Here is a 26,753-nt window from a genome sequence, read left to right as displayed (position 1 = left end):
CAATCCACCTTTGGACCCTTCTTAAACGATCAGTTCAACCAGAGATGAGATCCCGATGTCAAGAAGCCAAAAGTAAATCGTCACAAACACGATCGTGACGAGTACGACGATCGTATAGCTTGTCAACTCTTTACGGTTTGGCCAGCGAACTTTCTTCAGCTCAGCCCAACTGTCTGTGAAAAAACCAAACGTCGATCCGAAGTTTTGCTTCAGCTTTGCGATAAAAGTCACCTGAACCCACCTCCTGACTATCTCGTCTCGCGGTGAGGAGTATGCTCGTTGCAGTACTTGCAGAACTTCCTCATTTCCATGCGGTCGGGGTGATTGCGCTTGTTCTTGGTGTTCGTGTAGTTTCTTTGCTTGCAGTTCGTGCATGCAAGCGTGATAATAACCCGCATTTAGGTCACCTCCCGATCTTAAGAGTGCGCTTCGTCAAACAACGTGCGATAGGACCCGAGAGGGCCTCAGGCCTGATCCGAGTCACTCTAAGTACCTTATCATAACGGATTCTTGCATGTCAATGCAAAATGGAAGGCGTCCGGCGGCCCGGAAGCCGCGCGCAGAGCGGCGGGAAGGCTGGAGAGGCAGGCAGCGGGCAGCCCTTGCCGGCATCGGGACCGGGGGACGGCGCGCAGCTTTCATCGCTGTTTCCAAGTATAGCCGTTTTGATAGACTTCTAAACGGCCGTCCATCGGCAGCCGGGCGGCGCGCAAAAGAAAAAGACCCGTCGTCCGGGTCTTGGATAAAAGCAGGCAGGTTCGGGACAGGGCGGCAGCCTAGCAGCTGACGTCCCGCAGCTCGAGGTACTTCTCCAGCTTGCGTTTCACTCGCTGAAGGGCGTTGTCGATCGACTTGACGTGCCGGTCAAGATCCACGGCGATCTCCTGGTAGGAGCGGCCATCCAGGTACAGCATCAGAACTTTCCGCTCCAGATCGCTCAGAATCTCGGACATCTTGTCTTCGAGGCCGTCGAACTCCTCCCGATTGATGATGAGCTCTTCCGGATCGCTGACGCGGGTGCCGCAGATGACATCCAGCAGCGTGCGGTCGGAATCTTCATCATAAATCGGCTTGTCCAGCGAAACGTAGGAGTTCAGCGGAATATGCTTCTGCCGGGTCGCCGTCTTGATTGCGGTTATGATTTGGCGGGTGATGCACAGCTCCGCGAAAGCTTTGAAGGAAGCCAGCTTGTCTCCCTTGAAGTCGCGGATGGACTTGTAGAGCCCGATCATGCCTTCTTGCACGATGTCTTCCCGGTCCGCGCCGATGAGGAAATAAGAGCGGGCCTTGGCCCGAACGAAATTCCGGTATTTGTTGATCAGATACTCCAGCGCTTCGCTCTCGCCCGTCCGCACCGCCTCGACAACGTCTTCATCCGTTCGGCAGTCATAATCGTGCGTACTCCATTCTCTGAGGTCGATGCTCACCAACTATCCCTCCGGCCTGCAAAGCGTGCACTGCAAGGTCTATTTTTCTTAAGTCAGGAAAGCTCTCCTTCCGCTATCGTCCGGTCTGGAAAACCAGGCGGCGACAAGGGCGGAAAAGCGGACAATTTTGCCAGAAATAATAAGGACAGTATACAAGACCACTCTTGGCATCGTCAACGCAAACGAGCGTTCTATAAACGATAGGATCTTGAAAAATTGTAAACAGATGGTTTGAAACTGCTTTTGCGGAGGCAGATAAGCTCACACGCATATCTCCGCAATCGCCGCTTTCGCCCGTTTCATTGCCCCCGTCTCATCCTTTCCAGCATCGTCCTCATTTCCAGCGACAGCTTGGCATCGATCGTATTGCGGGATTTGGCGTTGTCGGACCGCAGGGTCTTGTCGATCTCGCGGCGGTTCTGCTGCAGCTCGAGCTCCAGCTCCCGGGCCGAGATCCGCAAGGCGCCTTTGCCGAACGCGACATGCTGCTCGACGGAGTCCGAGGTCGCCACATAGATATGGCGGCTTCGCTTTTTGAGCTCGGTGACCAGACGCTCGATGCACTCGTCCGCCGTTTCTTTTTCTTTCGTGAATACGACCGTCAGCTTGTGCTGCTTGTAGGCCGAGCGGCTGCCGGGAACCTGATGCGCATCGAATACGACGTACACCTGATGCCCCGTATAGCCTTGATAATCAGCCAGCAGGTCGAGCAGCCGGTCCCTTGCTTCCTCCAGATTGCTTTCCTTCAAGCGTTCCAGCTCCGGCCAGGCGCCGATGATGTTGTAGCCGTCGACCAGCAGGACATCCGACTGGCGGGACACGGCAGCTAGACGCCCCGGCGCTGCCGGACGACCTCGTACATGAGCACGCCGGCGGCCACGGAGGCGTTGAGCGAATTGAGCTGGCCCAGCATCGGGAGCTTGACGAGGAAATCACATTTTTCGCGGATCAGCCGGCCCATGCCTTTGGCTTCGTTGCCGATGACGATGGCGAGGGGAAGATCGAAGCTGGTCTTGTACACATCCTGCTGAGCCGACACGTCCGCGCCAGCGATCCAGATCCCCTCCTGCTTCAGGCTCTCCATCGTCTGGGCGAGATTGGTCACGCGCGCCACCGGCACATGCTCGGCCGCTCCAGCGGAGGTTTTCCACACCGTCGCCGTCAAGCCGGCAGCGCGGCGCTTCGGAATGATGACTCCGTGCACGCCCGTGCATTCCGCCGTCCTCAGAATGGAGCCCAGGTTATGCGGATCCTCGATCTCATCCAAAATAAGCAGCAGAGGCGTCTCGCCGCGGTCCTTGGCCCGCTGAAGCAGCTCGTCCAATTCGGCATACCGGTAGGCCGCCGCTTGGGCTACGACCCCTTGATGGGAAACTTCAAGGCCCAGCTGGTCGAGCTTGCGCTTGTCGACGAACTGGACGACGATTCCCGCCTTCTTGGCTTCGGCCATGATCGGGGATACCGACGGCTTCTGCACCGTGTCGGCGATCCAGATCTTATTCAGCTCGCGGCCCGAGCGGAGCGCCTCCAGGACGGGATGCTTGCCTGCGATCCATTCCTGCTGCTCCTGTTCGTTCTGGTCATTCTGTTCCTTCTTCTGCCTGTCACTGGCCATTCCCAGTCTCCTTTCCGCGTTCCGCTTCCTTCTCCGAGAAAGCGGCCGCCATCAACTCCCGGATCCGTCCGGTCCGGCCCTTATAATATAAATACCCCATCAGACTCTCAAGAGCGGTCGCCTGCTTGTAATCGGCCGGATCCGCATTGCGCGGAGACTGGCCGGACTTGGCGTTGCGGCCGCGCCTGACGATGTCGGCCTCTTCCTCAGACAGCATCGGCGCCCAGCGCTCCAGCAGCCGCCGCTGCCCCTTGGCCGACACCATTCCGGTCGCCTCGCGATGCAGATGATGCGGCTTGAGATTCGGCTGGGCGAGCAGATGCTGGCGCACCAGCAGCTCGAACACCGCATCGCCGGCGTAAGCGAGCACGATGGGATTCAGCAGCTCCGGCGTCTTGGAAGGCGGCTCGTAAGGGAGCTCGCGGCTTTGTTCCTTCACAGGCTCGTTCATTTGCGGCGCCACCGGATGCCCTGCGGGGTGTCTTCCAGCAAAATGCCTTGCTCTGCCAGCAGGTCCCGGATTTCGTCCGCGCGCTTCCAGTTCTTCGAAGCGCGGGCTTCCGTGCGCTCGACAATCAGCGCATCCACCTCGGCATCCAGCAGTCCATGACGTTCGGACGCGGCCGGAAGCAATCCGAGCACGCTGTCCATGGCGTCCATCAGCGCGATGAACGCAAGCGCCTCGCGGGCCGTCACGACAGGCCGCTGCAGATGCTGGTTCGCTTCGGTCACCAGATCGAACAGCACCGTGATGGCGTCCGGCGTATTGAAATCATCGTCCATCTTGGCCGTGAAGCGGCCGCTCAGCTCCAGAAGCCGGACATCCAGCTCGGCATTTCCGGAATCCGGCACGAACCGGAGCGAGCCTAGGCCGGCGGAGCCGCTGCCTTCGGCATCGACGGCTGTATCGGCTTCGGCTTCCATGGAACCGCCGACCGCCGCCAGCCGGTGCAGCAGATTGGTGCGGCAATTGGCGATCCGCTCCACGCTGCCGAGCGCCTGCTCTACCGTGTCGTCGCTGAAGTTGAGCGGCGAGCGGTAATGGCCGGAGAGCATGAAGTAGCGGATCGCTTCCGGCTTGATCCGGGTCAGCATGTCATGGACCGTGATGCCGTTGCCGAGCGACTTCGACATCTTCTGGTTGTCGATGTTGATGAAGCCGTTATGCATCCAGTAGTTGGCGAGCGGCTTGCCGCTCAGCGTCTCGGACTGGGCGCATTCGCACTCATGATGCGGGAACTGCAGGTCGTTGCCTCCGCCATGGATGTCCAGGGTATCGCCCAGATGCCGCTTCGCCATCGCAGAGCATTCGATATGCCATCCCGGGCGGCCCGGACCCCATGGACTGTCCCATTTGATCTCTCCCGGCTTGGCGCCCTTCCACAGGACGAAATCCTGGGGATCCTCCTTGCGCTCGTCGATTCCGATGCGGATGCCCATCTGCAGCTCCTGCATGTTCTGGTGGGAGAGCTGGCCGTAGTCCGCGAAGGATTTCGTCCGGAAATAGACATCTCCGCCGCTTTCGTAGGCCGCTCCCTTGTCGACGAGATCCTGGACGAAAGCGATGATTTCCGGCATATGCTCCATGACGCGGGGATTCAGAGATGCACGGTGGACGCCGAGCCCTTCCGTATCCTCGTAATACGCGGAGATGAACCTGTCCGCGAGCTCCGGCACCGTCGTACCGAGCTGCTCCGCCTTGCGGATCATCTTGTCGTCCACGTCGGTGAAGTTGACGACGTACTTGACCTCGTATCCGACCGCTTCCAGATAACGGCGCACGACGTCGAAGAAGATCGCGGGCCGCGCGTTGCCGATATGGATATAATCGTAGACCGTCGGGCCGCAGACATACATTTTGACCTTGCCCGGCTCTTGAGTCGTGAACGTTTCCTTGGTCCTGCTCATCGTATTGTAGATTTCCAAACTCATTTTACGTTTCGCCTCCGCTTACCGGTATTTTACCGGTTCCTCCCTGTATTCACGAACGGGTGCCGCAGACTGGCTGAGCCGGTCGACCTCCGCCTTGAGGAAATTGATTTCATTCTGCATGCCGCGGATCATCTCGATGAGCGGATCGGGCAGCTTCGCATGGTTGAGCCTGTCGCCGACCTTTTCTCCGTTGCGCTTGACGATGCGCCCCGGATTGCCTACGACCGTGCTGTTCTCGGGCACCTCCCGGAGAACGACGGCGTTGGAGCCGATATTGGAATGGTCTCCAACCTGGAACGACCCTAGAACCTTCGCTCCCGAGCCGATGACGACATTGCTGCCTATGGTAGGATGGCGCTTGCCCTTTTCCTTGCCCGTGCCGCCGAGGGTGACGCCTTGATAAATGATGACGTCGTCCCCGATCTCGCAAGTCTCCCCGATGACGACGCCCATGCCGTGGTCGATGAACAGGCGGCTGCCGATTCTGGCCCCGGGATGGATTTCAATTCCGGTCATGAACCGGCTGACCTGAGAGATGATGCGGGCGGCCGTGAACCATTTGCGCTTGAACAAATAATGCGCGGCGCGATGCGCCCAGATGGCATGCAGTCCCGAATAGGTGAAGATCACCTCGAACACGCTGCGCGCAGCGGGGTCGTTGTCGAACACGGCCCGTATATCGGATTTCATGTGACGCAACATCGGCTTCAGCCCCTTTCGGGCGAGATGATCCAAGCTTTCTTCCGTCCGATCAAAAAAATAAGCCTCCGCAGCCCGAAGGCTGCAGAGGCGTATAGACGCGGTCCCACTCTGCGGCACAGGGCCGCATCCGCCCGGGAGAAACGCGCGTAGAGCGGTCTCAATCGGGTCAGGATGCCTAGCAGCCCTGTCTCGTAGCCTGTAACGCCGGCCATGCGTTGCCGCCTACCCGAGCGGAAGAGAAGCTTCCGCAAGATCGGAGCAAGGCTCGCAGGTGCATGAACCCGCCGCCGGAATGGACAACTCCCAGCCGTCACCCTCTCGGCGCGTCGCGATGTGCTGCGGCCGGATGCGTGGCGGTTGTCCTCTCTGCAATCCCGGATATGGCGGTTCTCTCCTGGTCAAAGCCTGTAAAAAGGTTCAATTACTTGTAGTATACCCGATAACCCGCAAAGTGCAAGAAGCCGGAGCGCGGAAATATATGCGAGGCCGTCCTCAGCCCAAGCGGGCGCGCAGGCGCTCGGCGACTTTGGCTTGACCCAGCAGCGCGATGGTGCGGTTGAGGTCCGGTCCGTGCGTCTGGCCGGTGACCGCGGCCCGGATCGGCATGAAGAGCGATTTTCCCTTGCAGCCGGTTTCCTTCTGGACCGACTTGATGAGCGCTTTGATGCCCTCTTCGTTCCAGGCTTCAGGCTCCAGCGTCTCGACGCCGGACAGGAAGGCACCCAGCACCGTCGGCACCGTTTCTTCCTCCAGCACGGTAACAGCCTCAGCCTCGTCCTGTAACGATTCCAGGAAGAACAGCTCGGTCAGCGGCACGATCTCGGCTCCCCAGCGCAGCTTGTCGCGGTAGAGGCCGATCAGGTCGGCCGCCCATTCGCGCTCGCCGGCCTCAGGCTCCTCCGATACGCGGCCCGCCTTCTGCAGATGCGGCAGGCACAGGTCGACGAGGCGCGGAAGCTTCAGCGACTTGATGTATTCGTTGTTCATCCAGGCCAGCTTGTTCGTATCGAACACGGCAGGGCTGCGGCTGAGGCGCGACTCGTCGAATGCCTCCACGAGCCCCTCGCGGGTGAACAGCTCCTGCTCGCCCTCCGGCGACCAGCCCAGCAAGGCGATGAAGTTGAACAGCGTCTCCGGCAGATAACCGAGATTTTCGTACTGCTCGATGAACTGGATGATGGACTCGTCCCGCTTGCTCAGCTTCTTGCGGGATTCGTTCACGATCAGCGTCATATGGGCGAACAGCGGCGGCTCCCAGCCCAAAGCTTCGTAGATCATCAGCTGGCGCGGCGTATTGGAGATATGGTCCTCGCCGCGGAGCACGTGGGATATCTTCATGAGATGGTCGTCGACCGCAACCGCGAAGTTGTAGGTCGGGATGCCGTCCTTCTTCACGATGACGAAATCTCCCGTTTCCTTGGTATCGATGCTGATCGTGCCCTTGACCATGTCGTCCCAAGTATACGTGCGGTCCTCCGGCACGCGGAAGCGGATGCTCGCGACGCGTCCTTCCGCTTCGAAGGCGGCCTGCTGCTCGGCGGTCAGATCGCGGTGGCGGCCCGAATACCGCGGGGTTTCGCCGCGCGCGCTCTGCTCTTCCCGCTCCTGCTCGAGTTCTGCTTCCGTGCAGTAGCAGCGGTAAGCCTTGCCCTCGTCGAGCAGCTGCTGCCAGTACCGATTGTAGATGTCGAGGCGTTCGGTCTGGCGGTACGGGCCATAGCCGCCGCCGATATCGATGCTTTCATCCCAGGTGATGCCGAGCCAGCTCATGTACTTCAGCTGGCTCTCCTCGCCGCCGGCCACGTTGCGCTTCATGTCCGTGTCCTCGATGCGGACGATGAGCTTGCCGCCATGCCTGCGGGCGAACAGATAGTTGAACAGCGCGGTGCGCGCGTTGCCGATATGCAGATGTCCCGTCGGCGACGGAGCATAGCGGACGCGGATTTCCTGCGTTCCTTGGTCTGCCATCTTGAATTCCCCATTTCGTTCTTGTTTTCGTCCCGGGGCCTCGCCCTATGAACGCTATTTATGTAAGTGGAACCATTACGGCGCTGGAGGCAGCGGCAACATGATGGAGAGGGCACAGCGTTCGCCTTTGAAACCGAGTTCCACTGTGGATGAGCAGGATGAGGAAATACGGATTCGACAGCGATCGGAATCAATGTTCCGCTTGCTTGAGCTGACTGTACGGTTACACTTAGCAGCCTAAAATAAGTGCCATCATAGCATATTTTTCACGAGGCAGACAACCGCCTGAGCGGCGATTCCCTCGCCCCGTCCGGGAAATCCGAGCCGTTCCGTCGTTGTCGCCTTGACGTTCACCTGATCCTGCTCCGCTCCCAGCACTCGGGCGATCACTTCCACCATCGCGGGAATGTACGGCGCCATTTTGGGAGCCTGCGCGATAATCGTGCAGTCCAGGTTCCCCAGCGCATATCCCCGCTGAACCGCAAGCGCCCATACATGCTCCAGCAGCTTGACGCTGTCGGCATCCTTGAACGCAGGGTCCGTGTCCGGGAAATGCTTGCCGATATCGCCGAGCGCAAGCGCGCCGAGCACCGCATCCGCTACCGTATGCAGCAGCACGTCGGCATCGGAATGGCCGAGCAGCCCTTTTTCGAATGGAATGGCGACGCCCCCGATAATGCATGGACGGCCCTCCACCAGCTGATGCACGTCGAATCCTTGTCCCACTCTAATCATCTCTACCGTCCCCTCTCCCTCTGCTCCAGAAGAAATTCCGCGTAGGGCAGATCTTCCGGGGTCGTAATCTTGATATTCGTATATTCCCCTTGGGCCACGGCGACCGGATCGCCGAGCCGCTCCACGACCATGGAGTCGTCCGTTCCGAGAAAGCCGTCCGCAAGAGCCCGTTCGTGGGCTTCCGCGAGACGGGCGCGGCGAAAAGCTTGCGGGGTCTGGATCGCCCACAAGCTGCTCCGGTCCGGCGTCGACTCGATGATGCCCGCCGCGTCCACCTTCTTGATTGTGTCCTTGACCGGCACGGCCAGCACGGCCGCGCCGGCCTCCTCGGCACGCGCCAGGCACGCGGACACCGCGGCCTCGCTGACGAGCGGCCGGACGCCGTCATGGACAAGCGCCCAATCCGCCGAGAGCGAGTCCAGCCCGATCCGCACCGAATGCTGGCGCTCGGAGCCGCCCTCGACGATCGCCGTCACCTTGGTCAAGCCGTACTCCCCGCACCAGCGGCGGCATCGTTCGACATCCGCCGCGCCCGTGACGAGCACGATCTCCCGGATGGCGTCCATCCCCTGGAACAGCTCCAGCGTATGGACCAGCACCGGCTTGCCCCGCAGCAGCAGGAACTGCTTGCTCTCCGGTGTGCCCATCCGCGTGCCGCGTCCGGCCGCCACGATGACGGCCCCCCAGCAGGCCTCCCGGAAGCCGACAAGCGCCGCATCCGAAGACGCGGCGCCCGGGGCGGCCTGAGGAGTTGCGGCTTCCTTGCCGCCATATTGCTTGTCCATCTTCAGAAGCTCACTTCCCGCTGTAACGTTTATTCCCTATCATACTCTGTTACAGCGCTTTTTCCAACAGCTTGGGCTTCGCGAAGATCATCCGTCCCGCCGAAGTCTGGAGCACGCTCGTCACGAGCACCTCCATCGTCATGCCGATGTAATCCCTGCCGCCCTCCACGACGATCATCGTTCCGTCGTCGAGATAGGCGACTCCTTGTCCATGCTCCTTGCCGTCCTTGATGATCTGCACGACGATTTCCTCGCCCGGCAGCACGACCGGCTTGACCGCATTGGCCAGATCGTTGATGTTCAGCACCGACACTCCTTGCAGCTCGCAAACCTTGTTGAGGTTGAAATCATTCGTGAGCACCTTGCCCCGCAGCAGCTTGGCCAGCTTGACGAGCTTGCTGTCCACCTCGCCGATCTCCTCGAAATCCCCCTCGTAGATAAGGACCTTCACATCAAGCTCCTTCTGGATCTTGTTCAAGATGTCCAGGCCGCGGCGGCCGCGGTTGCGCTTGAGCAGATCGGAGGAATCGGCGATATGCTGCAGCTCCTCGAGGACGAACTCGGGAATGACGAGCGTCCCCTCGATGAAGCCGGTCTTGCAAATATCCGCGATCCGGCCGTCAATGATGACGCTTGTGTCCATGATCTTATGCTCTTCGAAATTGGCATGCTCTTCCTTCTCAGGAACGGGCAGCGTCTTCGGCTGCATCATCGCGTGGAGCCCTTCCGTCAGTTCCTCTTTCTTTCTCAACCCGACGCTGAGTCCCACGTAGCCGAGTCCCAAAGTCAGCAGCGCCGGGGCGATCGTCGCCGCCGCGCCCGGAAGCTGGGATACCGAGGGATAGAGCAGAGCCGAAAGGATAAGCCCGCCGGTCAATCCTGCCGCGCCGGCCAGCAGATCCGCCGCCGGCATGTCGGAAGCGCGGCGCACGCCTTCCCCGAGCATTCTCTCCAGCCTTCCGGCAAGGGCGGTCGCCAGCAGCAGGCCCGCCAGCGCGCCTGTCGCCAGGCCGGTGTAAAACCCGAAAGAACCGTAGCTCCCTGCGAGAGGGCTGTAGCTTCCAAGGCCGGCCGGAAGCGCTCCGCCTGTTCCATTGCCGAACTGAGAGCCGATCATGCCGCCGAATACGATACCGAGTAATTGCAGAATACGTTTTATCATCATCGCTTATGCCACCTCCATTAGCCAGTATGTTCCAATTTGGAGAAGGCTAAACCGTCACATCCAAGCAACAATTTCGCAGCAGGAGGCGGCGACGGGCCGGCCCGATTCCCGTCCATGGGTCGGATGTCCTGCCGGAGACGCCGTCATGAAGGATTTCTCATAATGGCGATTTCGTTTTTGTATTCTGGACAGGGCGGGCTTATAATGGATTCAGGCAATCGCCGTCCAGCATACGGCGGATGAAATCGCATGTTAGCCCCATGACAATGCATTTCCATAGCAGCAAAAATCACGAAAGAGGTGGATACCGATGAGCGCTCCAACGCTCCAAGAGTTTCAGCAGCAAGTATCGGAATTGCTCCTGCGTCACCGGAGCATGCTCGATGTCCTGTCCAAGTTCGGACAGACGGGCGCAGCTGTCAACCGCGCTGTCACGAAAGCCGTGACCGAATGCGGCTGTATTGAAATCCAAGCCAGCAAGCAGCCTTATTCGGACGATCCCGAGCTTGAGAGCGCCAAGCAGCTTCTGGGCACCCACATGGACGGCCATGTGTGCGAGAACTGCCGTGATGTGCTGAAAAACGAGCTGGGACGCCACCTGTTCTACATGTCCGCGCTCTGCAATCTGCTGGAAATCGATCTCGGCGAGGTTCTGTCCGCCGAATCCGATAAATGCTCTACGCTCGGCATTTTCAATTTGACCTGAACCGGAATCCGCTCCGGAAATTGAAAAAAAAGCAGTCCATCCTCCATTCGAGGGCGGACTGCTTTTTATTTGCTGACTTCAACGACGACGGCTAAGGCCGGCAATATGCGAGCCTCATCTCAGGCAAGGCGAAACTCCATGAACAAACCCGGCACCGTATTCGGCACCGGGTCATGAGGGAGTCGACGCAGCATCGCAGGCTCCAATCCACACCTGCGGCAAGAAAGCGCTAGACGCTCCGCTTGCGGACGTTCTCTTCTTCGCCTTCGGAACGGCGGGCTCTGCGGCGGCGCAGGCGTCCCTGGACGTTAACGTTTTTTTTTAGGCCGTACAGCGCATAGAGCAGCAGCGGCACAAAAATGATCTTGGAGATTTGATCCGGGAAAGCGACGCCGAGCACGACCGCGATGACGACGACGATCGGAATGCTCCAGATCGCACCCTTGGGCAGTCCGATCTTCTTGAAGTTCGGGTACTTCACCGTGCTGACCATCAGCAGCGCGAGAACGAGCGTGCTCGCCATCAGCACCCAAGGCTGGATATCCGTATAGAACAGAGCCAGTGTAGCCAGGACGCCCCCTGCCGCCGGAATCGGCAGGCCGACGAAGTAGCCCGGAATGCCGGAGATGACGTTGAACCGGGCGAGCCGGAGCGCGCCGCAGATCGGGAAGATCGCTGTCACGATCCAAGCGGCGGGCTGCGAGCTGAGATCCTGGAATGCCACGACATACATGATGAAGGCAGGGGCGACACCGAACGATATGATATCGGACAAGGAATCGAGCTCCTTGCCGAATTCGCTTTGAACATTGAGCGCGCGGGCGACGCGGCCGTCAACCCCATCCAGAAGCATGGCGATGATGACCATCATCGCGGCGACTTCAGGCTTCTCATTGAACACCATGATAATGGCGACGATCCCGAGGAACAGGTTGCCTATGGTAAAAAGACTCGGCAATGATTTTGCAAACACTTCATTTCCACCTCATCTCTACTATGCCTTAGGATTCCATGGACATCGATGGAAAAAATTCCACCATCATCCAAGCCCTCCTGTCGGCATTCCCCCATTCTAGGGGAATCAGATTTGTCTGTCAATGAACATTTGATCTTGAATCCGGCGCAATCCTTCCTTGATCGCCCGGGCGCGCACCTCGCCGATTCCGTCCACTTCATCCAATTCGCCGATCGTGGCCATGACGATATTCGGCAGATTTCCGAATTTCTCGATCAGATTGTTCATGATGATGAGCGGAAGCCGCGGAATTCGGTACATCTGACGGTAGCCGCGCGGATGAACGGCCTCATCTGCGATCGCCGCTCCTTGCGGATAGCCGAGCAGCCGGATGACATGAGGCGCGTCCATCAGCTCGTCGTTGCTGAGCTTTTTGAGCCCGATCCGGATGTCCCGGATCTTCTCGTCGCTGTTGTCGCGGGCGTAATCCTTGAGCAGGAACCAGGCATCCTCCTCCACGCCTCCGATGAGCTCTTCCATCTGCATGCTGATCAGACGGCCTTCGGTGCCGAGCTCGTTGACGTACCGCTTGATCTCCATTTTGATCCGCAGCACCATCTCCACGCGGTGGATGACATGCGCGACCTCCTGCAGCGTCACCAATTCCTCGAATTCCAGCGCGGACAGATTCGTGAACGACTGCCTGAGCACCGCCTTGTATTTCTCCAGCGTCTGGATCGCCTGATTCGCCTTCGTAAGAATAACGCCCATGTCCTTCAGGGAATACCTTAGATTACCCATATACAAGGTGATGATATTACGCCTTTGCGAAATAGATACCACCAGCTTGCCCGTCTGCTTGGCCACCCGCTCCGCAGTGCGGTGCCTGATTCCGGTCTCGATCGACGAAATCGACGGGTCCGGAATCAGCTGCGTATTCGCATACAGAATCTTCTTGAGATCCTCGCTCAGAATGATGGCCCCGTCCATCTTGGCCAGCTCGTACAGATAGTTCGGGGAAAAGTCGCAATTGATGGAAAACCCGCCGTCCACGACCTCCATGACCTCGGGACTGTATCCGACGACGAGCAGGGCGCCTGTTTTCGCCCGCAGCACGTTGTCCAGCCCTTCGCGGAAAGCGGTGCCCGGCGCGACCAGCTGCAGCAGCTGATTCGTGATTTCGATCTCTCTGTTCTCTTTCATGATTTCTAGCGAACCCCCTATTCCAGCGCCGCGCGCAATGCTTCGGATACGGTATTCACGCCGACAATCGTTATATCGTCCGGCGGCTTCCAGCCCTTGAGGCTTTTCTCGGGCATGATGACCCGCTTGAAGCCCAGCTTCTGGGCTTCCTTGACCCGCTGCTCGGCTCGGGATACAGCGCGCACCTCGCCGGTCAGCCCCACTTCGCCGAAGACGACGTCGAAAGGACGCGTTGGAGCGTCCTTGAAGCTGGAAGCAAGCGCGACGGCGGCGGCCAGATCGACAGCGGGCTCGTCAAGGCGCACTCCTCCAGCGGCGTTCAGGTAAGCATCCTGCGTCTGCAGGAACAGCCCGATCCGTTTTTCCAGCACGGCGATGATCAGCGCCATCCGGTTGTGGTCATAACCGGTGGACGTCCGGCGCGGCGACGGGAAATGCGTAGGCGCCACAAGCGCCTGGAGCTCGACGAGCACAGGTCTCGTTCCCTCCATGCTCGCCACGACGGTGGAGCCGGAGACGCCCAGAGGCCGCTCCGACAGGAACAGCTCCGACGGGTTCGCGACTTCGCGCAGCCCGCTCTCGCCCATCTCGAAGATGCCGATCTCGTTGGTGGAGCCAAAGCGGTTTTTGACGGCGCGAAGCAGGCGGTAGGAATGATGGCGTTCCCCCTCGAAGTAAAGGACGCAGTCCACCATATGCTCCAGCAGCCTAGGGCCGGCGATCGCGCCCTCCTTGGTGACATGTCCGACCAGCACGGTCGCGATGCCTCCCAGCTTGGAGACGCGCATGAAGTGGGCCGTGCATTCCCTCACCTGGGCGACGCTGCCCGGAGCGGACTGGACGCTGGGGTCATAGACGGTCTGGATCGAGTCGATGACGAGAAAATCAGGCTGGACGGTATCGATGGCGTCATTGATATGCTCCATGTTCGTCTCGCAGAGCACGAACAGCGACGCGCTCAGCGCGCCGAGGCGATCGGCGCGGAGCTTGGTCTGGCGAACGGATTCCTCGCCCGATATATAGAGCACCTTGAGTCCGGCGGCCGACAATGCATGGGACGTCTGCAGCAGCAGCGTCGACTTGCCGATGCCGGGGTCTCCGCCGACGAGTATGAGGGAGCCCGGCACGACGCCGCCGCCCAGCACCCGGTTCAGCTCCCCGATGCTGCTTTCGATGCGGGGCTCATGCCCGGTATCTATGTCTATGATGGAACGCGGCTTTTCTTTCGTCCCGCGGGCCATTGGAGAGGACAATCCGACGCCGGCGGTCTTGACCACCGTCTCCTTTTCCTCCACCATCGTGTTCCAGGCGCCGCAGCCGGGGCATTTCCCAAGCCATTTGGGCGATTCCGTTCCGCATTCCGTACAGGCGAATTTCACTTTTAGTTTGGCCATCGAAGGCTCCTTTTACGGATATGACGTACCTTCAAAGTTTACCATTTCAGAGGCCGCAACAAAAGAAAATCATGCGAACATTCTTTCGATGGAGCTCCTTTCTTGCCGATGTCCGGGAATCTAAGAAAAAGATAAGATCTTTTCCGTTATACTGGCAGAAAAGAGATAGAGGAAGCGGTGGGCCATGAACGAAGAAACGGTGCTGCTCGTCGATGACGAGCCCGAAATCGTCAAGCTGATGGGACTTTACCTCAAGCAGGAAAGGTTCCGACTTCTGACCGCTGCAAGCGGCGGCGAGGCTCTTGAAATCATCCGGAAGGAAAAAGTGGATCTAGTCGTGCTCGATGTCATGATGCCCGGCATGAACGGAATCGACACCTGCATGGCGATCAGGGAGATCCGGCAGATGCCGATCATCTTCCTGTCCGCCAAAAGCGAGGAGATCGATAAAATCCATGGCCTCAGTGTCGGGGCCGACGATTATGTGTCCAAGCCGTTCAGCCCTCTGGAGCTGCTCGCCCGGATCAAAAGCCAGCTGCGCCGATATGGCATCTATGGAGCCGCCGCAGGCGACGCCTCCTCGGCGGATGCCGTCACGATCGACGGCATCGCGTTCAACTCCGCGACGCGGGAAGTGACGGTCGAGGGCCAGGAGGTGCGGCTAACTCCCCGGGAATTCTCCATCCTGGAGCTGCTCGGGCGCAATCCCGGCCGAGTGTACAGCATCGAGCAGCTGTACGAGATGATCTGGCAGGAAACTTTTTTTGAAGCGGGCAATACCGTCATGGTCCATATCCGCAAGCTCAGGGAGAAGATCGAAGCCGATCCGAGGCACCCCAGGTACATCAAGACCGTATGGGGCGTCGGCTACAAAATGGAGAAGCTGTAGGCCGCGAGGGCATGTTCGATACCTTGAGGCATAGCCGCAGAACGACGTCCGTTAATGAGGGAGGCACATCTTTGGCCAGCCGCATCTTTCAAACCTTTCTATGGAAATTCATCCTCAGTTTCGCCGGCAGCCTGCTCGGCATGGGAGTCCTTCTTTTGCTGGGCAATTACTTGGCGGAGCTGCTCATCCGGTTCAATCCGTCCAAGTCCTTTTTCCTGACGAAGGCGCTTGCCTACACCATCAATTGGATCGGCTCCGGCCCCGTTCGGGTCATCTTCGGACTGCTGCTGTTCATCTGCTTGTTCTTTTCCTTGTCCAGGGGCATCATCAAGCGCTTCGACACTCTGACGAGCGCCCTGCAGGCGATCTCGGCAGGAGATTTGTCCCACCGCATCGACGAGAGCAGCAGCGATGAGCTCGGGGTCGTTGCGCGCAGCGTCAACGAAATGGCCCGCAGGCTGCAGCTCGCCCAGGAAGAGGAACGGGCTGCCGTGCAAGCCAAGGACGACCTCATCACCGGCGTGTCCCATGATCTTCGCACTCCGCTCACCTCGGTGCTCGGGTTCCTGGAATATATCGAGGACGACCGGTACCGGGACGAGGTCGAGATGCGGCAGTATGTCCATATCGCCTATGAAAAATCTCTCGTGCTGCGCAAGCTGATCGACGATCTGTTCGAATATACCCGCGTCACCAGCAGCGGTTTCCCGCTCCAGCGCGAAACCGTCGATCTCAATCCATTTCTCGGGCAGCTTGCCGAAGAATTCATGCCGGCGCTGGAGGAAGCCGACATGGCCTGCCGCGTTCATCCCGCAGATAGCCCCCTCATCGTGGATGCGGATCCGGAGCTGCTGCTCCGCGTCTTCGAAAATCTGATCAGCAATGCAATCCGTTATGGAGCAGACGGAGGCGCGCTGGACATCCTTCTGCGCAAGGACGAGCTTGAGCCAGCTGCGGAAATCATCTTCCGCAACTACGGCAAGCCTATCCCACAGGACCAGCTCCCACGGCTGTTCGAGCGCTTCTATCGAGTCGACGCCTCCCGCTCCAAGGCAACTGGCGGCAGCGGCATCGGGCTTGCCATCGTCAAGAGCATACTGGATCTCCACGGAGGAGCGGCATTCGCGACCAGCTCCAGGCGCAAGACGGAATTCATCGTCCGCCTTCCTCTTCCTTGCGGCTCCGACGCACAATCGGCAGAAGCCGGAGCGAGCGATTAAGAATAAGGCAAGGAGCGCTGTCGCTCTAGCCCAGGTCACCGTCATTGGGGCCCCTTCCTTCATGAAAGGCAGCTGATCATATCTTCGCTGTACCGCTGTTCAGGACATAACGATTCCATTTTTATTCGACATCAAGGGTAGGAATTTAAATATTCCTATCTTTTTTTGCGATTTCGTAAATTTACATCAAAAACATTCAACTACAAACCTTAAATCCATTTAGTTAATCGTGTTTTAAACTCAGTTATTCAACATGTATCAATGTCTATTCGGAATTATAAAAAAGGGGACATAAGCTCCTTGCACCTATCTATTGCAGCTTAAATAGGATGGATATAAGACCGTTTTGTATGATCCAGCAAACACTGACATTCACTGACTTCATATTCACCGCCGCTTCCTAAAAACCAACCGCCCCTGCGTATAACTTGTGATTCAATGGTCGATGCTAAGCATATATCGAACGGATAAGAGCCTGTACAAGCTCGTCTTGCGAACTCATTCCCATGATCCAAGGAGGGACTCCAATGCCCGATCTGATGAGACTCGCCCTGATCGCCATCGCCCTGCTGTTCGTCGGCCTCGTCATGCACTGCGTCCGCAAAGGAGTGCTTCGGGACCGCTACGCGCTGCTCTGGATTACCGTCAGCGGAAGCATACTCGGCTTGTTCCTGCTGCCCTTCCTTCCGCTGGGCCACGGCTGATGATGGACTGCGGCGGCCAACAAAAAAGCTGTCTCCTCTCAAATAGAGGAGACAGCTTTTTTGTTATTCCGCTCCCAGGCGGAACAGAACCTCGTGGATGCTCAGCTTGGAGCCAAGCATCAGATCCCTTGGATTCGGCGCGCTTGCCGTTGCGGCCCCATGCCCTGCTTCCTGAGCGCCGCTGCCGTGATGGCCGCCGGCTTCATGAGGATGCCTGGACGCTGCTGCAGCCGCATGCCCCTCCACCGGGTTGCCATCTGCCGCCGTGCCGCCCATCGGCTGCGCTCCTCCAGCCGGAGCTGCGTTCTCCGCTCCCTCAGGAGCCCGCCGCGCATGCGCTTGCTTGAACGAATCGCTGTTCACCCAGTTGTCGAAGCTGGCCTTATCCGTCCAATGCGTCACGACCTTCAGCTCGTCCGATTCCTCCTTGCGGTCGAGCAGCAGCTCCATGCCCGCGAAGCCCGGCATCGTATGGACGCCTTTCGGGTTTTTGAACCTTTCCGCCACCTGTTCTCCGAAGCCCGACTTAATCTGAATCGTATTCGTTACGACGATCATTACCTTTCGCCTCCTTGCGAGAATGGGAACGCTCTTTTCTCAGTTTAACAGCCTGGGCAGCCCGGCACAAACGACGCCCTGTCCTCGGTTTTTTGCCCTTCCCGCTGGAAATAAAAAAAGCCTCCGTTCCAAAATGGAACGAAGGCTATCCGCAAATCCGTCTGGACGTCCGGCATCAGCCGTTCCATCCTTCGAATCTGCAAGGCAAGCGGCTTACTTCGCAGCCGTCTCTTCCTGCTCGGCTTTATGCTGTTCCGGATGAGGCTTGACGGTCAGCTCGCCGTTCTCCTCGTCGATCACCAGCATATCGCCTTTCTTGATATTGCCCATCAGCAGCTCTTCGGACAGCCGGTCCTCGATATGCTTCTGGATCGCACGGCGCAGCGGACGCGCGCCGTAGGCAGGATCGAAGCCTTCCTTGGCCAAGAAATCCTTCGCTTTGTCCGTGAGATCGAAGTCGACTTCCTGCTCGCGCAGCCGCTTGCGCAGCTCGTCGGACATCAGCGTCACGATGCGGGCGATATGCTCCTCTGCGAGGGAGTGGAACACGATGGACTCGTCGATCCGGTTCAGGAATTCGGGACGGAAGCTCTTCTTCAGCTCGCCCATGACTTTTTCCTTCATCTGGTTGAACTCGCGTCCGGCATCATGCTGGGCCGTAAATCCGAGCGTCGAGTTGCGCTTGATCTGATCGGCGCCGACATTGGACGTCATGATGATCAGCGTATTCCGGAAATCGACCACGCGGCCTTTGGAATCGGTCAGTCGGCCGTCCTCCAGAACCTGCAGCAGAATATTGAACACTTCCGGATGCGCCTTCTCGATTTCGTCCAGCAGCACGACGGAGTAAGGCTTGCGGCGGACCTTCTCGGTCAGCTGGCCGCCTTCCTCGTAGCCGACGTATCCCGGAGGAGCGCCAACGAGGCGGGAAGTGGAATGTTTCTCCATATATTCCGACATGTCGATGCGGATGACCGCATTCTCGTCTCCGAACATCGCCTCGGCCAAAGCGCGGGCCAGCTCGGTTTTGCCGACGCCGGTAGGACCGAGGAAGATGAAGGAACCTATCGGACGCTTCGGATCCTTGAGTCCGGCACGGGAGCGGCGAACGGCGCGGGAGACGGCCTTGACGGCATCCTCCTGGCCGATGAGGCGGCTGTGCAGGATCTCTTCCATCTTAAGCAAGCGCTCGGTTTCTTCCTCGGCCAGCTTGAGTACCGGGATTCCCGTCCAGTTGGCGACGACCTGAGCGATGTCCTCCGGAGTTACCTCGGAATCCGTGCGTCCCTGCTTTTCTTTCCACGTATTCTTCGTCGTGTCTAGCTCTTCGCGGATTTTCTGCTCCGTGTCGCGGAGCGCCGCTGCCTTCTCGAATTCCTGGCTCTGAACGGCGGCATCCTTCTCCTTGCGCACCTCGTCGAGGCGACCTTCCATCTGCTTCAGATCCGGCGGGATCGTATAGGTATGCAGGCGGACCTTGGAGCTGGCCTCGTCGATCAAGTCGATCGCTTTATCCGGCAGGAAGCGGTCGGTGATGTAACGGTCGGACAGCTTGACTGCCGCCACAATGGATTCATCCGTGATTTTCACGCGGTGATGGGCTTCGTAACGATCGCGAAGTCCATGCAGAATCTGAATCGCTTCGTCCGGAGTAGGCTGATCAACCGTGATCGGCTGGAAGCGGCGCTCGAGAGCGGCATCCTTCTCGATGTACTTGCGGTACTCGTCGAGAGTGGTGGCGCCGATGCATTGCAGCTCGCCACGGGCGAGCGCCGGCTTCAGGATGTTGGAGGCGTCGATGGCGCCTTCCGCGCCGCCTGCCCCGATCAGCGTGTGCAGCTCGTCGATGAACAGGATGATGTTGCCCGCTTGGCGGATCTCATCCATGATCTTCTTGAGCCGGTCCTCGAATTCGCCGCGATACTTGGTGCCTGCCACGACGGAGCCCATATCCAGCGTCATGACGCGCTTGTCGCGAAGCGTCTCGGGAATCTCGTTGGCGATGATCTTCTGAGCCAGACCTTCGGCGATCGCCGTCTTGCCGACGCCGGGCTCGCCGATCAGCACAGGATTGTTCTTCGTCCGGCGGCTGAGAACCTGGATGACGCGCTCGATCTCTTTGCTGCGGCCGATGACGGGATCCAGGTTGTTCTCGCGGGCGGAAGCTGTCAGGTCGCGTGCAAGTCCGTCCAGGGTCGGCGTGCTGACGTTGGCCGGCGCTCCGTGGTTGCTCGATACCGCCTCGCTGCTGCCGAGCAGCTGCAGCACTTGCTGCCGCGCCTTGTTCAGGCTGATGCCGAGGTTGTTCAGCACGCGGGCCGCCACGCCTTCGCCTTCGCGGATCAAGCCGAGCAGAATATGCTCCGTGCCGACATACGTATGCCCCAGCTTGCGGGCTTCGTCCATGGACAGCTCGATGACCTTCTTCGCACGAGGCGTGTAGGCGATGTTGCTAGGCTGCTCTTGGCCGCGGCCGATGAGCGATTCCACCTCGTCCTGTATTTTCTCGAGTCCCAGACCAAGCGCGATCAGAGCTTTGGCCGCGATGCCTTCGCCTTCCCGAATGAGGCCGAGCAGAATATGCTCCGTGCCGATATTGTTATGTCCAAGCCGCACCGCCTCTTCCTGGGCGAGAGCGAGCACCTTCTGCGCACGTTCCGTAAATCGTCCAAACATCATTCGTAAGCACCTCCATCATGGATTACAGGGAGCAGCCGGCTGCGGATCAGCTCCGCGCGCCTTGCATCGCGCTGCTCCGTATTCATTTTCTCCTCGAATGCCTGCTGCAGGAAGCCAGGCTGGGTCATTACCATCAACTCATTCATAACCTGCGGGGAAACATCCCGAATCAAGCCCAGATCGATGCCAAGCCGAACATCCGACAATCTCTGAGCCGATTCCTTGGAATCCATGACCGCCGCATGGGACAGGATGCCGTAAGATCTCATCACCCGATCCTCGAGCCGAAGGCGCGACTCCGCCTGCAGACGATCGCGGGCCGCTTTTTCATGCTCCATGATCTGCCTGACGACGCCATGCAGATTGTCGATGATCTCATCCTCCGACTGTCCAAGCGTAATCTGGTTGGAAATCTGGAACAGATTGCCGAGCGCCTCGCTTCCCTCGCCGTACAGCCCCCTCACAGCCAGCCCCACTTGAGTAATGGCGGACAGGATTCGGTTGATCTGCTGCGTGAGCACGAGCGCCGGCAGATGCATCATGACGGATGCGCGGATGCCGGTCCCCACGTTGGTGGGACAGCTGGTCAGAAATCCGCGTCTCTCATCAAAAGCAAAGTCGACTGCTTCCTCATAAATATCGTCGATCTTGCTGGCAAGCTTCCATGCCTCCTGGACCTGGAAACCCGGATATAAACATTGGATGCGCAAATGATCCTCTTCGTTAATCATAATGCTGACGGATTCGTTCTCGCTCATGACGACCGCTCCCGCACGGGCTTCGTTCGCAAGCGCGGGACTGATCAGATGCTTCTCCACCAGCACCCTGCGCTCCAGCTCGCTGAGATCCGAAAGAACGATCGTCTCGAACGGGCCGATCGGCTCAAGCTTCCCTTCCTGCGCCACGGAAGCAAGCTTGCTCATGACTTCCGAGGACTGCTGGCTAGTGGCCAGAATCGGAAAGGGATAATTGTGCAGGTTGCGGGCGATTCTTACCCGGCTGCTGAAGACGATATCCGAATCGGGTCCGTCTCCCTTCATCCACTCGCTCAGCGCCTTCTGGGCAAACCGGTTGGCTGCCAATCCAATCCCTCCCTACCGTGCAGCCCCCTTGCGGAAGCTGCGCTTATGATGTCTATCTGGATGCTTCCGACCATCAGGCTTCCTTGATCTGCTTCTCCAGCTCGCGGATCTCGTCCCTGAGCTTGGCGGCGGCTTCGAACTCTTCTTTCTGGATCGAGCTCTTCATTTCCTGCCTCAGCCGGTCGATTTCCCTCTGCGTTTGAATCCTTCCGCCCGAGCGGCGGGGGATCTTGCCGACATGGACCGTATTCCCATGCACTCTCTTCAGCAGAGGATCGAGTCTTTCCCCGAAATGCTTGTAGCAAGAGCTGCAGCCGAACCTTCCTAGCTTGGAGAACTGCGAATACGTAAGTCCGCATTCCTCGCAGCGCGGCACCGACTGCTTCGTCCCTGCCAAGCTTCCCGCAGGCTCGAAATCCATGAGCCCCGACAACAGGCTGTGAATGGAAAAGCCGTTCGGAGCTCCCGGAATGCCTTCGCCCCTTTCGCGGGCGCAGGCTTCGCAGATATGGAACTCCGTCTTCTCTCCGTTTACGATCTTGGTAAAATGAAGCGTTGCCGGCCTTTTGCCGCATTCCTGACAAAGCATGCCGCGTCCCTCCTCACCGGTCCTTCTCTATTGCTTACCCAGAAGCGAGATCAGCATCGCCTTCAGCAGCCTGGCCCGAAGCTCGTCGCGCTGCGGCAGCTTGATCGCGATGGACTCCCGGCATACAGCCGCCCGGAGCAGGCTGCCCTCTCGCTTGGAAATGAATAAAGCTTCTTCCAATTGGTAAATAAGTCCTTCTGCGGCGCTTTGATCGACTTGATTGCCGATCGTATGATGAATATGGCCGTGGATGGCTTTGAGCGCAGGCAGCTCGATCCGTTGGATCCGGATATAGCCGCCTCCCCCTCGCTTGCTCTCCACGAGGTATCCCTTCTCGAGCGTGAAGCGGGTACTGATGACATAATTGATCTGCGACGGCACGCAGGAGAAGCTGTCCGCCAATTCGTTGCGCTGTATTTCCACCGCACCTTCGGGACTGTCCTGAAGCAGCTGCTTCAAATGCTGCTCCAATGCATCGGAAATGTTTCGCATTTCACCCACCTCCCTATGCCGGGGCACCTTCAGGATTTTTCTTGAATTGCGGTTAGAAGCCAAACAGCCAAAGGCGTCCCTGTAGCATTCCCTCATCGGCGCAAATTAAGACCCGCGAACGGGGACCGGAAGAAAAGGATCTTAGCCTTGCGTAAGGCAGGATCAGAGGCAACTGACTTTGACTTTCTTTGACTTATATCTTTGATTATACTCCTTTTTCATAAAAGGTCAAGGAAACTTCCACTGCTGCCATCTATGCAAAAAAGGCAGCCTCGCCCTGCTGTCGTTATCAGCTTGGGATAAGACGCCCCGCTTTATACTCCGGTTAGAAGAAGTCCATGAAATTCGTCATCCCGTCAGGGATTCGGCTGCCCAGCCGGACGGCCTCCGGCCTCGGACCCGAGATATGATCCATCTGCTGGAGATCCCGCGCGCGCTTATATCCGATGAGAAGAGCAGCCAAAGTTCCGATGGAGAGATCAAGGCGCTTGGACGAAGTTCCATCCTGATACCGGGAAAGGCTGCCCCTGCCCTCCTCCGTGATTTCCAGCATCCACAATCCGTCATTCCAGGATGCGTCCTCGTCATGAATCTGGAGGACAAACTGATCGCGGACTCCCGGCTCGAACGGAAGCTGCTTGACGAGAGATTGGACATCGATGATACGAACCATGAAATAAGGATGAATGCTCTGCTCGATGCGCGGATCGACAAGCTGATAAGGCAGCGGATCCCCCGCATAGGTATGCAGCACAGCGGAATCGATCATGGAATCATGATTGCTGAAGAAATTCCAAAGCCCCACCCTCGCTTCTTCCGTAAGATAGACGAGCTCATGAATGTCGAGACGCCTCTCCTTCACCTTGTAGAGGGCATACCCTTCCGGCGTGCCGTTCTGGCTCCGGTACAGCACCGCATCCCCTTGCTTCCGCTTGAAGACCGAATGCTCCCACCAATCCGAAGTCCTTGCCAGCGTGCCATTGAAGCCCTCCGAATAGGTCTGATAAAGGATGCCCAGCAGCTCGGCATGATCGCGGATTTGAATCCGCTCGACTTTGCCGTTGTTGTGCATTCGTTGAGGCAGCTTGTCTGTCGCCAAGGTGTACTTGACCCGGTCGATGAACAGCTCCCAGCCGTATTTGCGGTAAAATCCAATCGAAAACGGCGCCAGCATGGAAATGGATTGGCCGTTCGCTTTCATTTCCTCCATCGCATGACGGAGCAGCTTGCCCACATGCCCGGAACGCCTCGATTCCGGCCAGCTTGCGACAGATGAGATTCCCCCCATCCTCAGCACGATGCCGTTCCAGTTCACCTCGAGTGGAATGATTCTGACCTGGGAGACGATTCGTTCCTGCTCGACACCTACGATAACTTCCTCGCACTTGGCTCTTGCTCTGGCCTGCTCCAGCTCCTCTGCGGAAAGCTCAATTTGGAAGGCATATTGGCTAAGCTTCATATGTTCGTCGAATTCTTCCGGCTTCAATGTTCTAATTTTCATCCTGCACCCTCTTTCCCAAGATGATAGGTATAGAGCTATTATGACACATATTGTATTTATTTCCCACTTGTATCCTTTTTAATAGGGTTCATTTTCAACGCCGGAAATTATTCCTCCCCTTAACTTTGCACGTTCTTTAAGGTTCATTTGGTTTTTCGTTATCCATGTATGAATGTCTCTTGGATGAAAGAAATCAAAAAAAGCCTGACCGGCGATTGCTCGCGGATCAGGCTTCTCTCTGTGCTTGGCGACGTCCTACTCTCCCAGGACCCTGCGGTCCAAGTACCATCGGCGCTGGAAGGCTTAACGGTCGTGTTCGGGATGGGTACGCGTGGTTCCCTTCCGCCATCGCCACCAAACGTTACGCTTGATTCAAGACGTGGCTTGCGCCTTGAAAACTGGATCGAACGAATATCATGGATGCTGAGTCCATTTGCTTTTCTTACATGACTAGCGAATCGTATTCGGATTCATCCTCGCCATGTCTCGCTCACGGTCATCGTCTTGCGACGATCTCCCGTGATGCTTGATCCATAGGATAAGCCCTCGACCGATTAGTATTCGTCAGCTGCACGCATTGCTGCGCTTCCACCCCGAACCTATCAACCTGGTCGTCTACCAGGGGTCTTACATACTGGGAAATCTCATCTTGAGGGGGGCTTCGCGCTTAGATGCTTTCAGCGCTTATCCCGTCCGTACGTAGCTACCCAGCGGTGCTCCTGGCGGAACAACTGGTACACCAGCGGTACGTCCATCCCGGTCCTCTCGTACTAAGGACAGCTCCTCTCAAATTTCCTGCGCCCACGACAGATAGGGACCGAACTGTCTCACGACGTTCTGAACCCAGCTCGCGTACCGCTTTAATGGGCGAACAGCCCAACCCTTGGGACCTACTTCAGCCCCAGGATGCGATGAGCCGACATCGAGGTGCCAAACCTCCCCGTCGATGTGGACTCTTGGGGGAGATAAGCCTGTTATCCCCAGGGTAGCTTTTATCCGTTGAGCGATGGCCCTTCCATTCGGTACCACCGGATCACTAAGCCCGACTTTCGTCCCTGCTCGACTTGTAGGTCTCGCAGTCAAGCTCCCTTATGCCTTTGCACGCTGCGAATGATTTCCAACCATTCTGAGGGAACCTTTGGGCGCCTCCGTTACATTTTAGGAGGCGACCGCCCCAGTCAAACTGCCCGCCTGACACGGTCCCTGTACCGGCTTCACGGTACCAGGTTAGAACTCCGATACGATCAGGGTGGTATCCCAACGGTGCCTCCACCGAAGCTGGCGCTCCGGCTTCCAAGGCTCCCACCTATCCTGTACAGATCGTACCAAAGTCCAATATCAAGCTGCAGTAAAGCTCCATGGGGTCTTTCCGTCTTGTCGCGGGTAACCTGCATCTTCACAGGTATTAAAATTTCACCGGATCTCTCGTTGAGACAGCGCCCAAGTCGTTACGCCATTCGTGCGGGTCAGAATTTACCTGACAAGGAATTTCGCTACCTTAGGACCGTTATAGTTACGGCCGCCGTTTACTGGGGCTTCGGTTCACAGCTTCGGGTTGCCCCTAACCGCTCCCCTTAACCTTCCAGCACCGGGCAGGCGTCAGCCCGTATACTTCGCCTTACGGCTTCGCACAGACCTGTGTTTTTGCTAAACAGTCGCTTGGGCCTTTTCACTGCGGCCCCCTCGGGCTATTCACCCTACCGAGGCACCCCTTCTCCCGAAGTTACGGGGTCATGTTGCCGAGTTCCTTAACGAGAGTTACTCCGCGCGCCTTAGCATGCTCTGCTCGCCTACCTGTGTCGGTTTGCGGTACGGGCACCTTCGCCTGGCTAGAAGCTTTTCTTGGCAGCTGGAGATCATGACCTTCGGTACTAAAGTTTCCCTCCCCATCACAGCCCAGCCTTACGGTTTGCGGATTTGCCAACAAACCAGCCTCACTGCTTGGACGGACACATCCATCGGTCCGCGTCACTACCCTTCTGCGTCACTCCATTGCTCATAACGGCTTACGGTGGTACAGGAATATCAACCTGTTGTCCTTCGACTACGCCTTTCGGCCTCGCCTTAGGTCCCGACTTACCCTGAGCGGACGAACCTTCCTCAGGAACCCTTAGGCTTACGGCGGATCAGATTCTCACTGATCTTTTCGTTACTCATACCGGCATTCTCACTTGTGTACTGTCCACCAGTCCTTACGGTCTGACTTCAACCTATACACAACGCTCCCCTACCCAAGTACCAAATGGTACATGCCATAGCTTCGGTGGTGTGTTTAGCCCCGTTACATTTTCGGCGCAGAGTCACTCGACCAGTGAGCTATTACGCACTCTTTAAATGGTGGCTGCTTCTAAGCCAACATCCTGGTTGTCTGGGCAACTCCACATCCTTTCCCACTTAACACACACTTGGGGACCTTAGCTGATGATCTGGGCTGTTTCCCTCTTGACGATGG

General features: G+C 58.0%; 25 protein-coding genes and 2 rRNA genes (1 of these 27 only partly in view). 4 read left to right on the top strand and 23 right to left on the bottom strand.

The features are described 5' to 3' along the window. Nucleotides 1-21: 21 nt before the first annotated feature. The 12 genes from secE to AC06G8_RS02800 all read right to left on the bottom strand — a co-directional run bounded on the left by secE (nt 22) and on the right by AC06G8_RS02800 (nt 10,326). The gene (secE, locus tag AC06G8_RS02855) at nt 22-231 is read right to left on the bottom strand and encodes a preprotein translocase subunit SecE (RefSeq protein ID WP_447665208.1); all 210 of its coding nucleotides are present in this window, start codon (nt 229-231) and stop codon (nt 22-24) included. Between the two features lie 17 nt (nt 232-248). Then, nucleotides 249-398, bottom strand: coding sequence for a 50S ribosomal protein L33 (gene rpmG / locus AC06G8_RS02850; RefSeq protein ID WP_089525796.1), 150 nt, complete (start codon nt 396-398; stop codon nt 249-251). Between the two features lie 378 nt (nt 399-776). Continuing rightward, nucleotides 777-1,427, bottom strand: coding sequence for an RNA polymerase sporulation sigma factor SigH (sigH, locus tag AC06G8_RS02845; RefSeq protein WP_447665207.1), 651 nt, complete (start codon nt 1,425-1,427; stop codon nt 777-779). A 299-nt stretch (nt 1,428-1,726) separates the two neighbouring features. Then, on the bottom strand, nt 1,727-2,248 hold the full coding sequence (locus tag AC06G8_RS02840; protein ID WP_447665206.1) for an NYN domain-containing protein: 522 nt from the start codon (nt 2,246-2,248) through the stop codon (nt 1,727-1,729). A 5-nt stretch (nt 2,249-2,253) separates the two neighbouring features. Further along, nucleotides 2,254-3,042, bottom strand: coding sequence for a 23S rRNA (guanosine(2251)-2'-O)-methyltransferase RlmB (gene rlmB / locus AC06G8_RS02835; protein WP_447665205.1), 789 nt, complete (start codon nt 3,040-3,042; stop codon nt 2,254-2,256). Further along, nucleotides 3,032-3,493 carry a Mini-ribonuclease 3 gene (locus tag AC06G8_RS02830; protein ID WP_447665204.1) on the bottom strand — a complete coding sequence of 154 codons (462 nt, stop codon included), beginning with the start codon at nt 3,491-3,493 and terminating at the stop codon, nt 3,032-3,034. Before AC06G8_RS02830 ends, rlmB begins: the two co-directional genes overlap by 11 nt. Further along, on the bottom strand, nt 3,490-4,974 hold the full coding sequence (gene cysS / locus AC06G8_RS02825) for a cysteine--tRNA ligase (protein ID WP_447665203.1): 1,485 nt from the start codon (nt 4,972-4,974) through the stop codon (nt 3,490-3,492). Before cysS ends, AC06G8_RS02830 begins: the two co-directional genes overlap by 4 nt. Before the next feature lie 18 nt (nt 4,975-4,992). Next, nucleotides 4,993-5,676 (bottom strand): serine O-acetyltransferase, encoded by a 684-nt coding sequence (cysE, locus tag AC06G8_RS02820; protein WP_447665202.1) that lies wholly within the window; start codon nt 5,674-5,676, stop codon nt 4,993-4,995. A 492-nt stretch (nt 5,677-6,168) separates the two neighbouring features. Beyond that, the gene (gene gltX, locus AC06G8_RS02815; protein WP_447665200.1) at nt 6,169-7,644 is read right to left on the bottom strand and encodes a glutamate--tRNA ligase; all 1,476 of its coding nucleotides are present in this window, start codon (nt 7,642-7,644) and stop codon (nt 6,169-6,171) included. Nucleotides 7,645-7,896: 252 nt separating this feature from the next. Then, a complete protein-coding gene (ispF, locus tag AC06G8_RS02810) occupies nt 7,897-8,379 on the bottom strand; it encodes a 2-C-methyl-D-erythritol 2,4-cyclodiphosphate synthase (RefSeq protein WP_048743647.1) in 483 nt (160 codons plus the stop codon). 2 nt (nt 8,380-8,381) lie between these two features. Next, entirely contained in the window at nt 8,382-9,164 is a 783-nt protein-coding gene (gene ispD, locus AC06G8_RS02805; protein ID WP_447665199.1) for a 2-C-methyl-D-erythritol 4-phosphate cytidylyltransferase, read from the bottom strand. Nucleotides 9,165-9,213: 49 nt separating this feature from the next. Next, entirely contained in the window at nt 9,214-10,326 is a 1,113-nt protein-coding gene (locus AC06G8_RS02800) for a PIN/TRAM domain-containing protein (protein WP_447665229.1), read from the bottom strand. Between the two features lie 313 nt (nt 10,327-10,639). Here AC06G8_RS02800 and AC06G8_RS02795 point away from each other — a divergent pair, with 313 nt between their 5' ends. Then, entirely contained in the window at nt 10,640-11,035 is a 396-nt protein-coding gene (locus AC06G8_RS02795) for a nucleoside triphosphate pyrophosphohydrolase family protein (protein ID WP_021878523.1), read from the top strand. Between the two features lie 229 nt (nt 11,036-11,264). On the opposite strand, the gene pssA is transcribed toward AC06G8_RS02795, so the two are convergent. From pssA to radA, 3 genes are all read right to left on the bottom strand, one after another. Next, nucleotides 11,265-12,008, bottom strand: coding sequence for a CDP-diacylglycerol--serine O-phosphatidyltransferase (gene pssA / locus AC06G8_RS02790; RefSeq protein WP_447665198.1), 744 nt, complete (start codon nt 12,006-12,008; stop codon nt 11,265-11,267). 108 nt (nt 12,009-12,116) lie between these two features. After that, nucleotides 12,117-13,193, bottom strand: coding sequence for a DNA integrity scanning diadenylate cyclase DisA (gene disA, locus AC06G8_RS02785; protein ID WP_447665197.1), 1,077 nt, complete (start codon nt 13,191-13,193; stop codon nt 12,117-12,119). Between the two features lie 17 nt (nt 13,194-13,210). After that, nucleotides 13,211-14,587 carry a DNA repair protein RadA gene (gene radA, locus AC06G8_RS02780; protein ID WP_021878520.1) on the bottom strand — a complete coding sequence of 459 codons (1,377 nt, stop codon included), beginning with the start codon at nt 14,585-14,587 and terminating at the stop codon, nt 13,211-13,213. A gap of 184 nt (nt 14,588-14,771) precedes the next feature. On the opposite strand from radA, the gene AC06G8_RS02775 reads away from it, so the two are divergent. The 3 genes from AC06G8_RS02775 (at nt 14,772) to AC06G8_RS02765 (ending at nt 17,400) form a co-directional block, all read left to right on the top strand. Continuing rightward, the gene (locus tag AC06G8_RS02775) at nt 14,772-15,476 is read left to right on the top strand and encodes a response regulator transcription factor (RefSeq protein ID WP_480284335.1); all 705 of its coding nucleotides are present in this window, start codon (nt 14,772-14,774) and stop codon (nt 15,474-15,476) included. Between the two features lie 71 nt (nt 15,477-15,547). After that, nucleotides 15,548-16,696, top strand: a complete 1,149-nt coding sequence (locus AC06G8_RS02770) for a sensor histidine kinase (protein WP_480284334.1) — start codon at nt 15,548-15,550, stop codon at nt 16,694-16,696. Nucleotides 16,697-17,223: 527 nt separating this feature from the next. Next, on the top strand, nt 17,224-17,400 hold the full coding sequence (locus tag AC06G8_RS02765) for a hypothetical protein (RefSeq protein WP_480284333.1): 177 nt from the start codon (nt 17,224-17,226) through the stop codon (nt 17,398-17,400). Nucleotides 17,401-17,463: 63 nt separating this feature from the next. Here the strand turns inward: AC06G8_RS02765 and AC06G8_RS02760 are convergent, their stop codons facing one another. The 8 genes from AC06G8_RS02760 to AC06G8_RS02725 all read right to left on the bottom strand — a co-directional run. After that, complete coding sequence (locus AC06G8_RS02760) at nt 17,464-17,958, bottom strand: antibiotic biosynthesis monooxygenase (protein ID WP_480284332.1); 495 nt, start codon at nt 17,956-17,958, stop codon at nt 17,464-17,466. 213 nt (nt 17,959-18,171) lie between these two features. Further along, nucleotides 18,172-20,637 (bottom strand): ATP-dependent protease ATP-binding subunit ClpC, encoded by a 2,466-nt coding sequence (gene clpC / locus AC06G8_RS02755; protein WP_447665193.1) that lies wholly within the window; start codon nt 20,635-20,637, stop codon nt 18,172-18,174. Continuing rightward, complete coding sequence (gene mcsB, locus AC06G8_RS02750; RefSeq protein ID WP_447665228.1) at nt 20,634-21,677, bottom strand: protein arginine kinase; 1,044 nt, start codon at nt 21,675-21,677, stop codon at nt 20,634-20,636. The genes clpC and mcsB overlap by 4 nt, the downstream gene beginning before the upstream one ends. A 115-nt stretch (nt 21,678-21,792) precedes the next feature. Beyond that, nucleotides 21,793-22,308, bottom strand: coding sequence for a protein-arginine kinase activator protein McsA (gene mcsA / locus AC06G8_RS02745; RefSeq protein WP_480284331.1), 516 nt, complete (start codon nt 22,306-22,308; stop codon nt 21,793-21,795). Between the two features lie 27 nt (nt 22,309-22,335). Beyond that, complete coding sequence (locus tag AC06G8_RS02740; protein WP_048743656.1) at nt 22,336-22,800, bottom strand: CtsR family transcriptional regulator; 465 nt, start codon at nt 22,798-22,800, stop codon at nt 22,336-22,338. Nucleotides 22,801-23,125: 325 nt separating this feature from the next. Continuing rightward, entirely contained in the window at nt 23,126-24,301 is a 1,176-nt protein-coding gene (locus AC06G8_RS02735) for a GNAT family N-acetyltransferase (protein WP_480284330.1), read from the bottom strand. 242 nt (nt 24,302-24,543) lie between these two features. Then, nucleotides 24,544-24,660 (bottom strand): 5S ribosomal RNA (rrf, locus tag AC06G8_RS02730). Nucleotides 24,661-24,835: 175 nt separating this feature from the next. Then, nucleotides 24,836-26,753: ribosomal RNA gene (locus AC06G8_RS02725) — 23S ribosomal RNA — on the bottom strand; it runs 1,011 nt beyond the window's last position.

Source organism: Paenibacillus sp. SJS-P3, assembly GCF_056711585.1.
Note: the sequence above shows the minus strand (reverse complement) of the source record. Positions and strands in the feature narration are given on the sequence as shown.

Excerpts from the sequence above, each read along its gene's own strand:
- ispD (WP_447665199.1), bottom strand. The coding sequence starts at position 9,164 with ATGGACAAGCAATATGGCGGCAAGGAAGCCGCAACTCCTCAGGCCGCC.
- AC06G8_RS02760 (WP_480284332.1), bottom strand. The coding sequence starts at position 17,958 with ATGATCGTCGTAACGAATACGATTCAGATTAAGTCGGGCTTCGGAGAA.
- ispF (WP_048743647.1), bottom strand. The coding sequence starts at position 8,379 with ATGATTAGAGTGGGACAAGGATTCGACGTGCATCAGCTGGTGGAGGGC.
- clpC (WP_447665193.1), bottom strand. The coding sequence starts at position 20,637 with ATGATGTTTGGACGATTTACGGAACGTGCGCAGAAGGTGCTCGCTCTC.
- AC06G8_RS02740 (WP_048743656.1), bottom strand. The coding sequence starts at position 22,800 with ATGCGAAACATTTCCGATGCATTGGAGCAGCATTTGAAGCAGCTGCTT.
- AC06G8_RS02765 (WP_480284333.1), top strand. The coding sequence starts at position 17,224 with ATGCCCGATCTGATGAGACTCGCCCTGATCGCCATCGCCCTGCTGTTC.
- rlmB (WP_447665205.1), bottom strand. The coding sequence starts at position 3,042 with ATGGCCAGTGACAGGCAGAAGAAGGAACAGAATGACCAGAACGAACAG.
- rpmG (WP_089525796.1), bottom strand. The coding sequence starts at position 398 with ATGCGGGTTATTATCACGCTTGCATGCACGAACTGCAAGCAAAGAAAC.
- radA (WP_021878520.1), bottom strand. The coding sequence starts at position 14,587 with ATGGCCAAACTAAAAGTGAAATTCGCCTGTACGGAATGCGGAACGGAA.
- cysS (WP_447665203.1), bottom strand. The coding sequence starts at position 4,974 with ATGAGTTTGGAAATCTACAATACGATGAGCAGGACCAAGGAAACGTTC.
- mcsB (WP_447665228.1), bottom strand. The coding sequence starts at position 21,677 with ATGAAGGGAGACGGACCCGATTCGGATATCGTCTTCAGCAGCCGGGTA.
- AC06G8_RS02775 (WP_480284335.1), top strand. The coding sequence starts at position 14,772 with ATGAACGAAGAAACGGTGCTGCTCGTCGATGACGAGCCCGAAATCGTC.
- AC06G8_RS02830 (WP_447665204.1), bottom strand. The coding sequence starts at position 3,493 with ATGAACGAGCCTGTGAAGGAACAAAGCCGCGAGCTCCCTTACGAGCCG.
- cysE (WP_447665202.1), bottom strand. The coding sequence starts at position 5,676 with ATGTTGCGTCACATGAAATCCGATATACGGGCCGTGTTCGACAACGAC.
- AC06G8_RS02735 (WP_480284330.1), bottom strand. The coding sequence starts at position 24,301 with ATGAAAATTAGAACATTGAAGCCGGAAGAATTCGACGAACATATGAAG.
- AC06G8_RS02795 (WP_021878523.1), top strand. The coding sequence starts at position 10,640 with ATGAGCGCTCCAACGCTCCAAGAGTTTCAGCAGCAAGTATCGGAATTG.
- AC06G8_RS02800 (WP_447665229.1), bottom strand. The coding sequence starts at position 10,326 with ATGATAAAACGTATTCTGCAATTACTCGGTATCGTATTCGGCGGCATG.
- disA (WP_447665197.1), bottom strand. The coding sequence starts at position 13,193 with ATGAAAGAGAACAGAGAGATCGAAATCACGAATCAGCTGCTGCAGCTG.
- mcsA (WP_480284331.1), bottom strand. The coding sequence starts at position 22,308 with ATGCTTTGTCAGGAATGCGGCAAAAGGCCGGCAACGCTTCATTTTACC.
- gltX (WP_447665200.1), bottom strand. The coding sequence starts at position 7,644 with ATGGCAGACCAAGGAACGCAGGAAATCCGCGTCCGCTATGCTCCGTCG.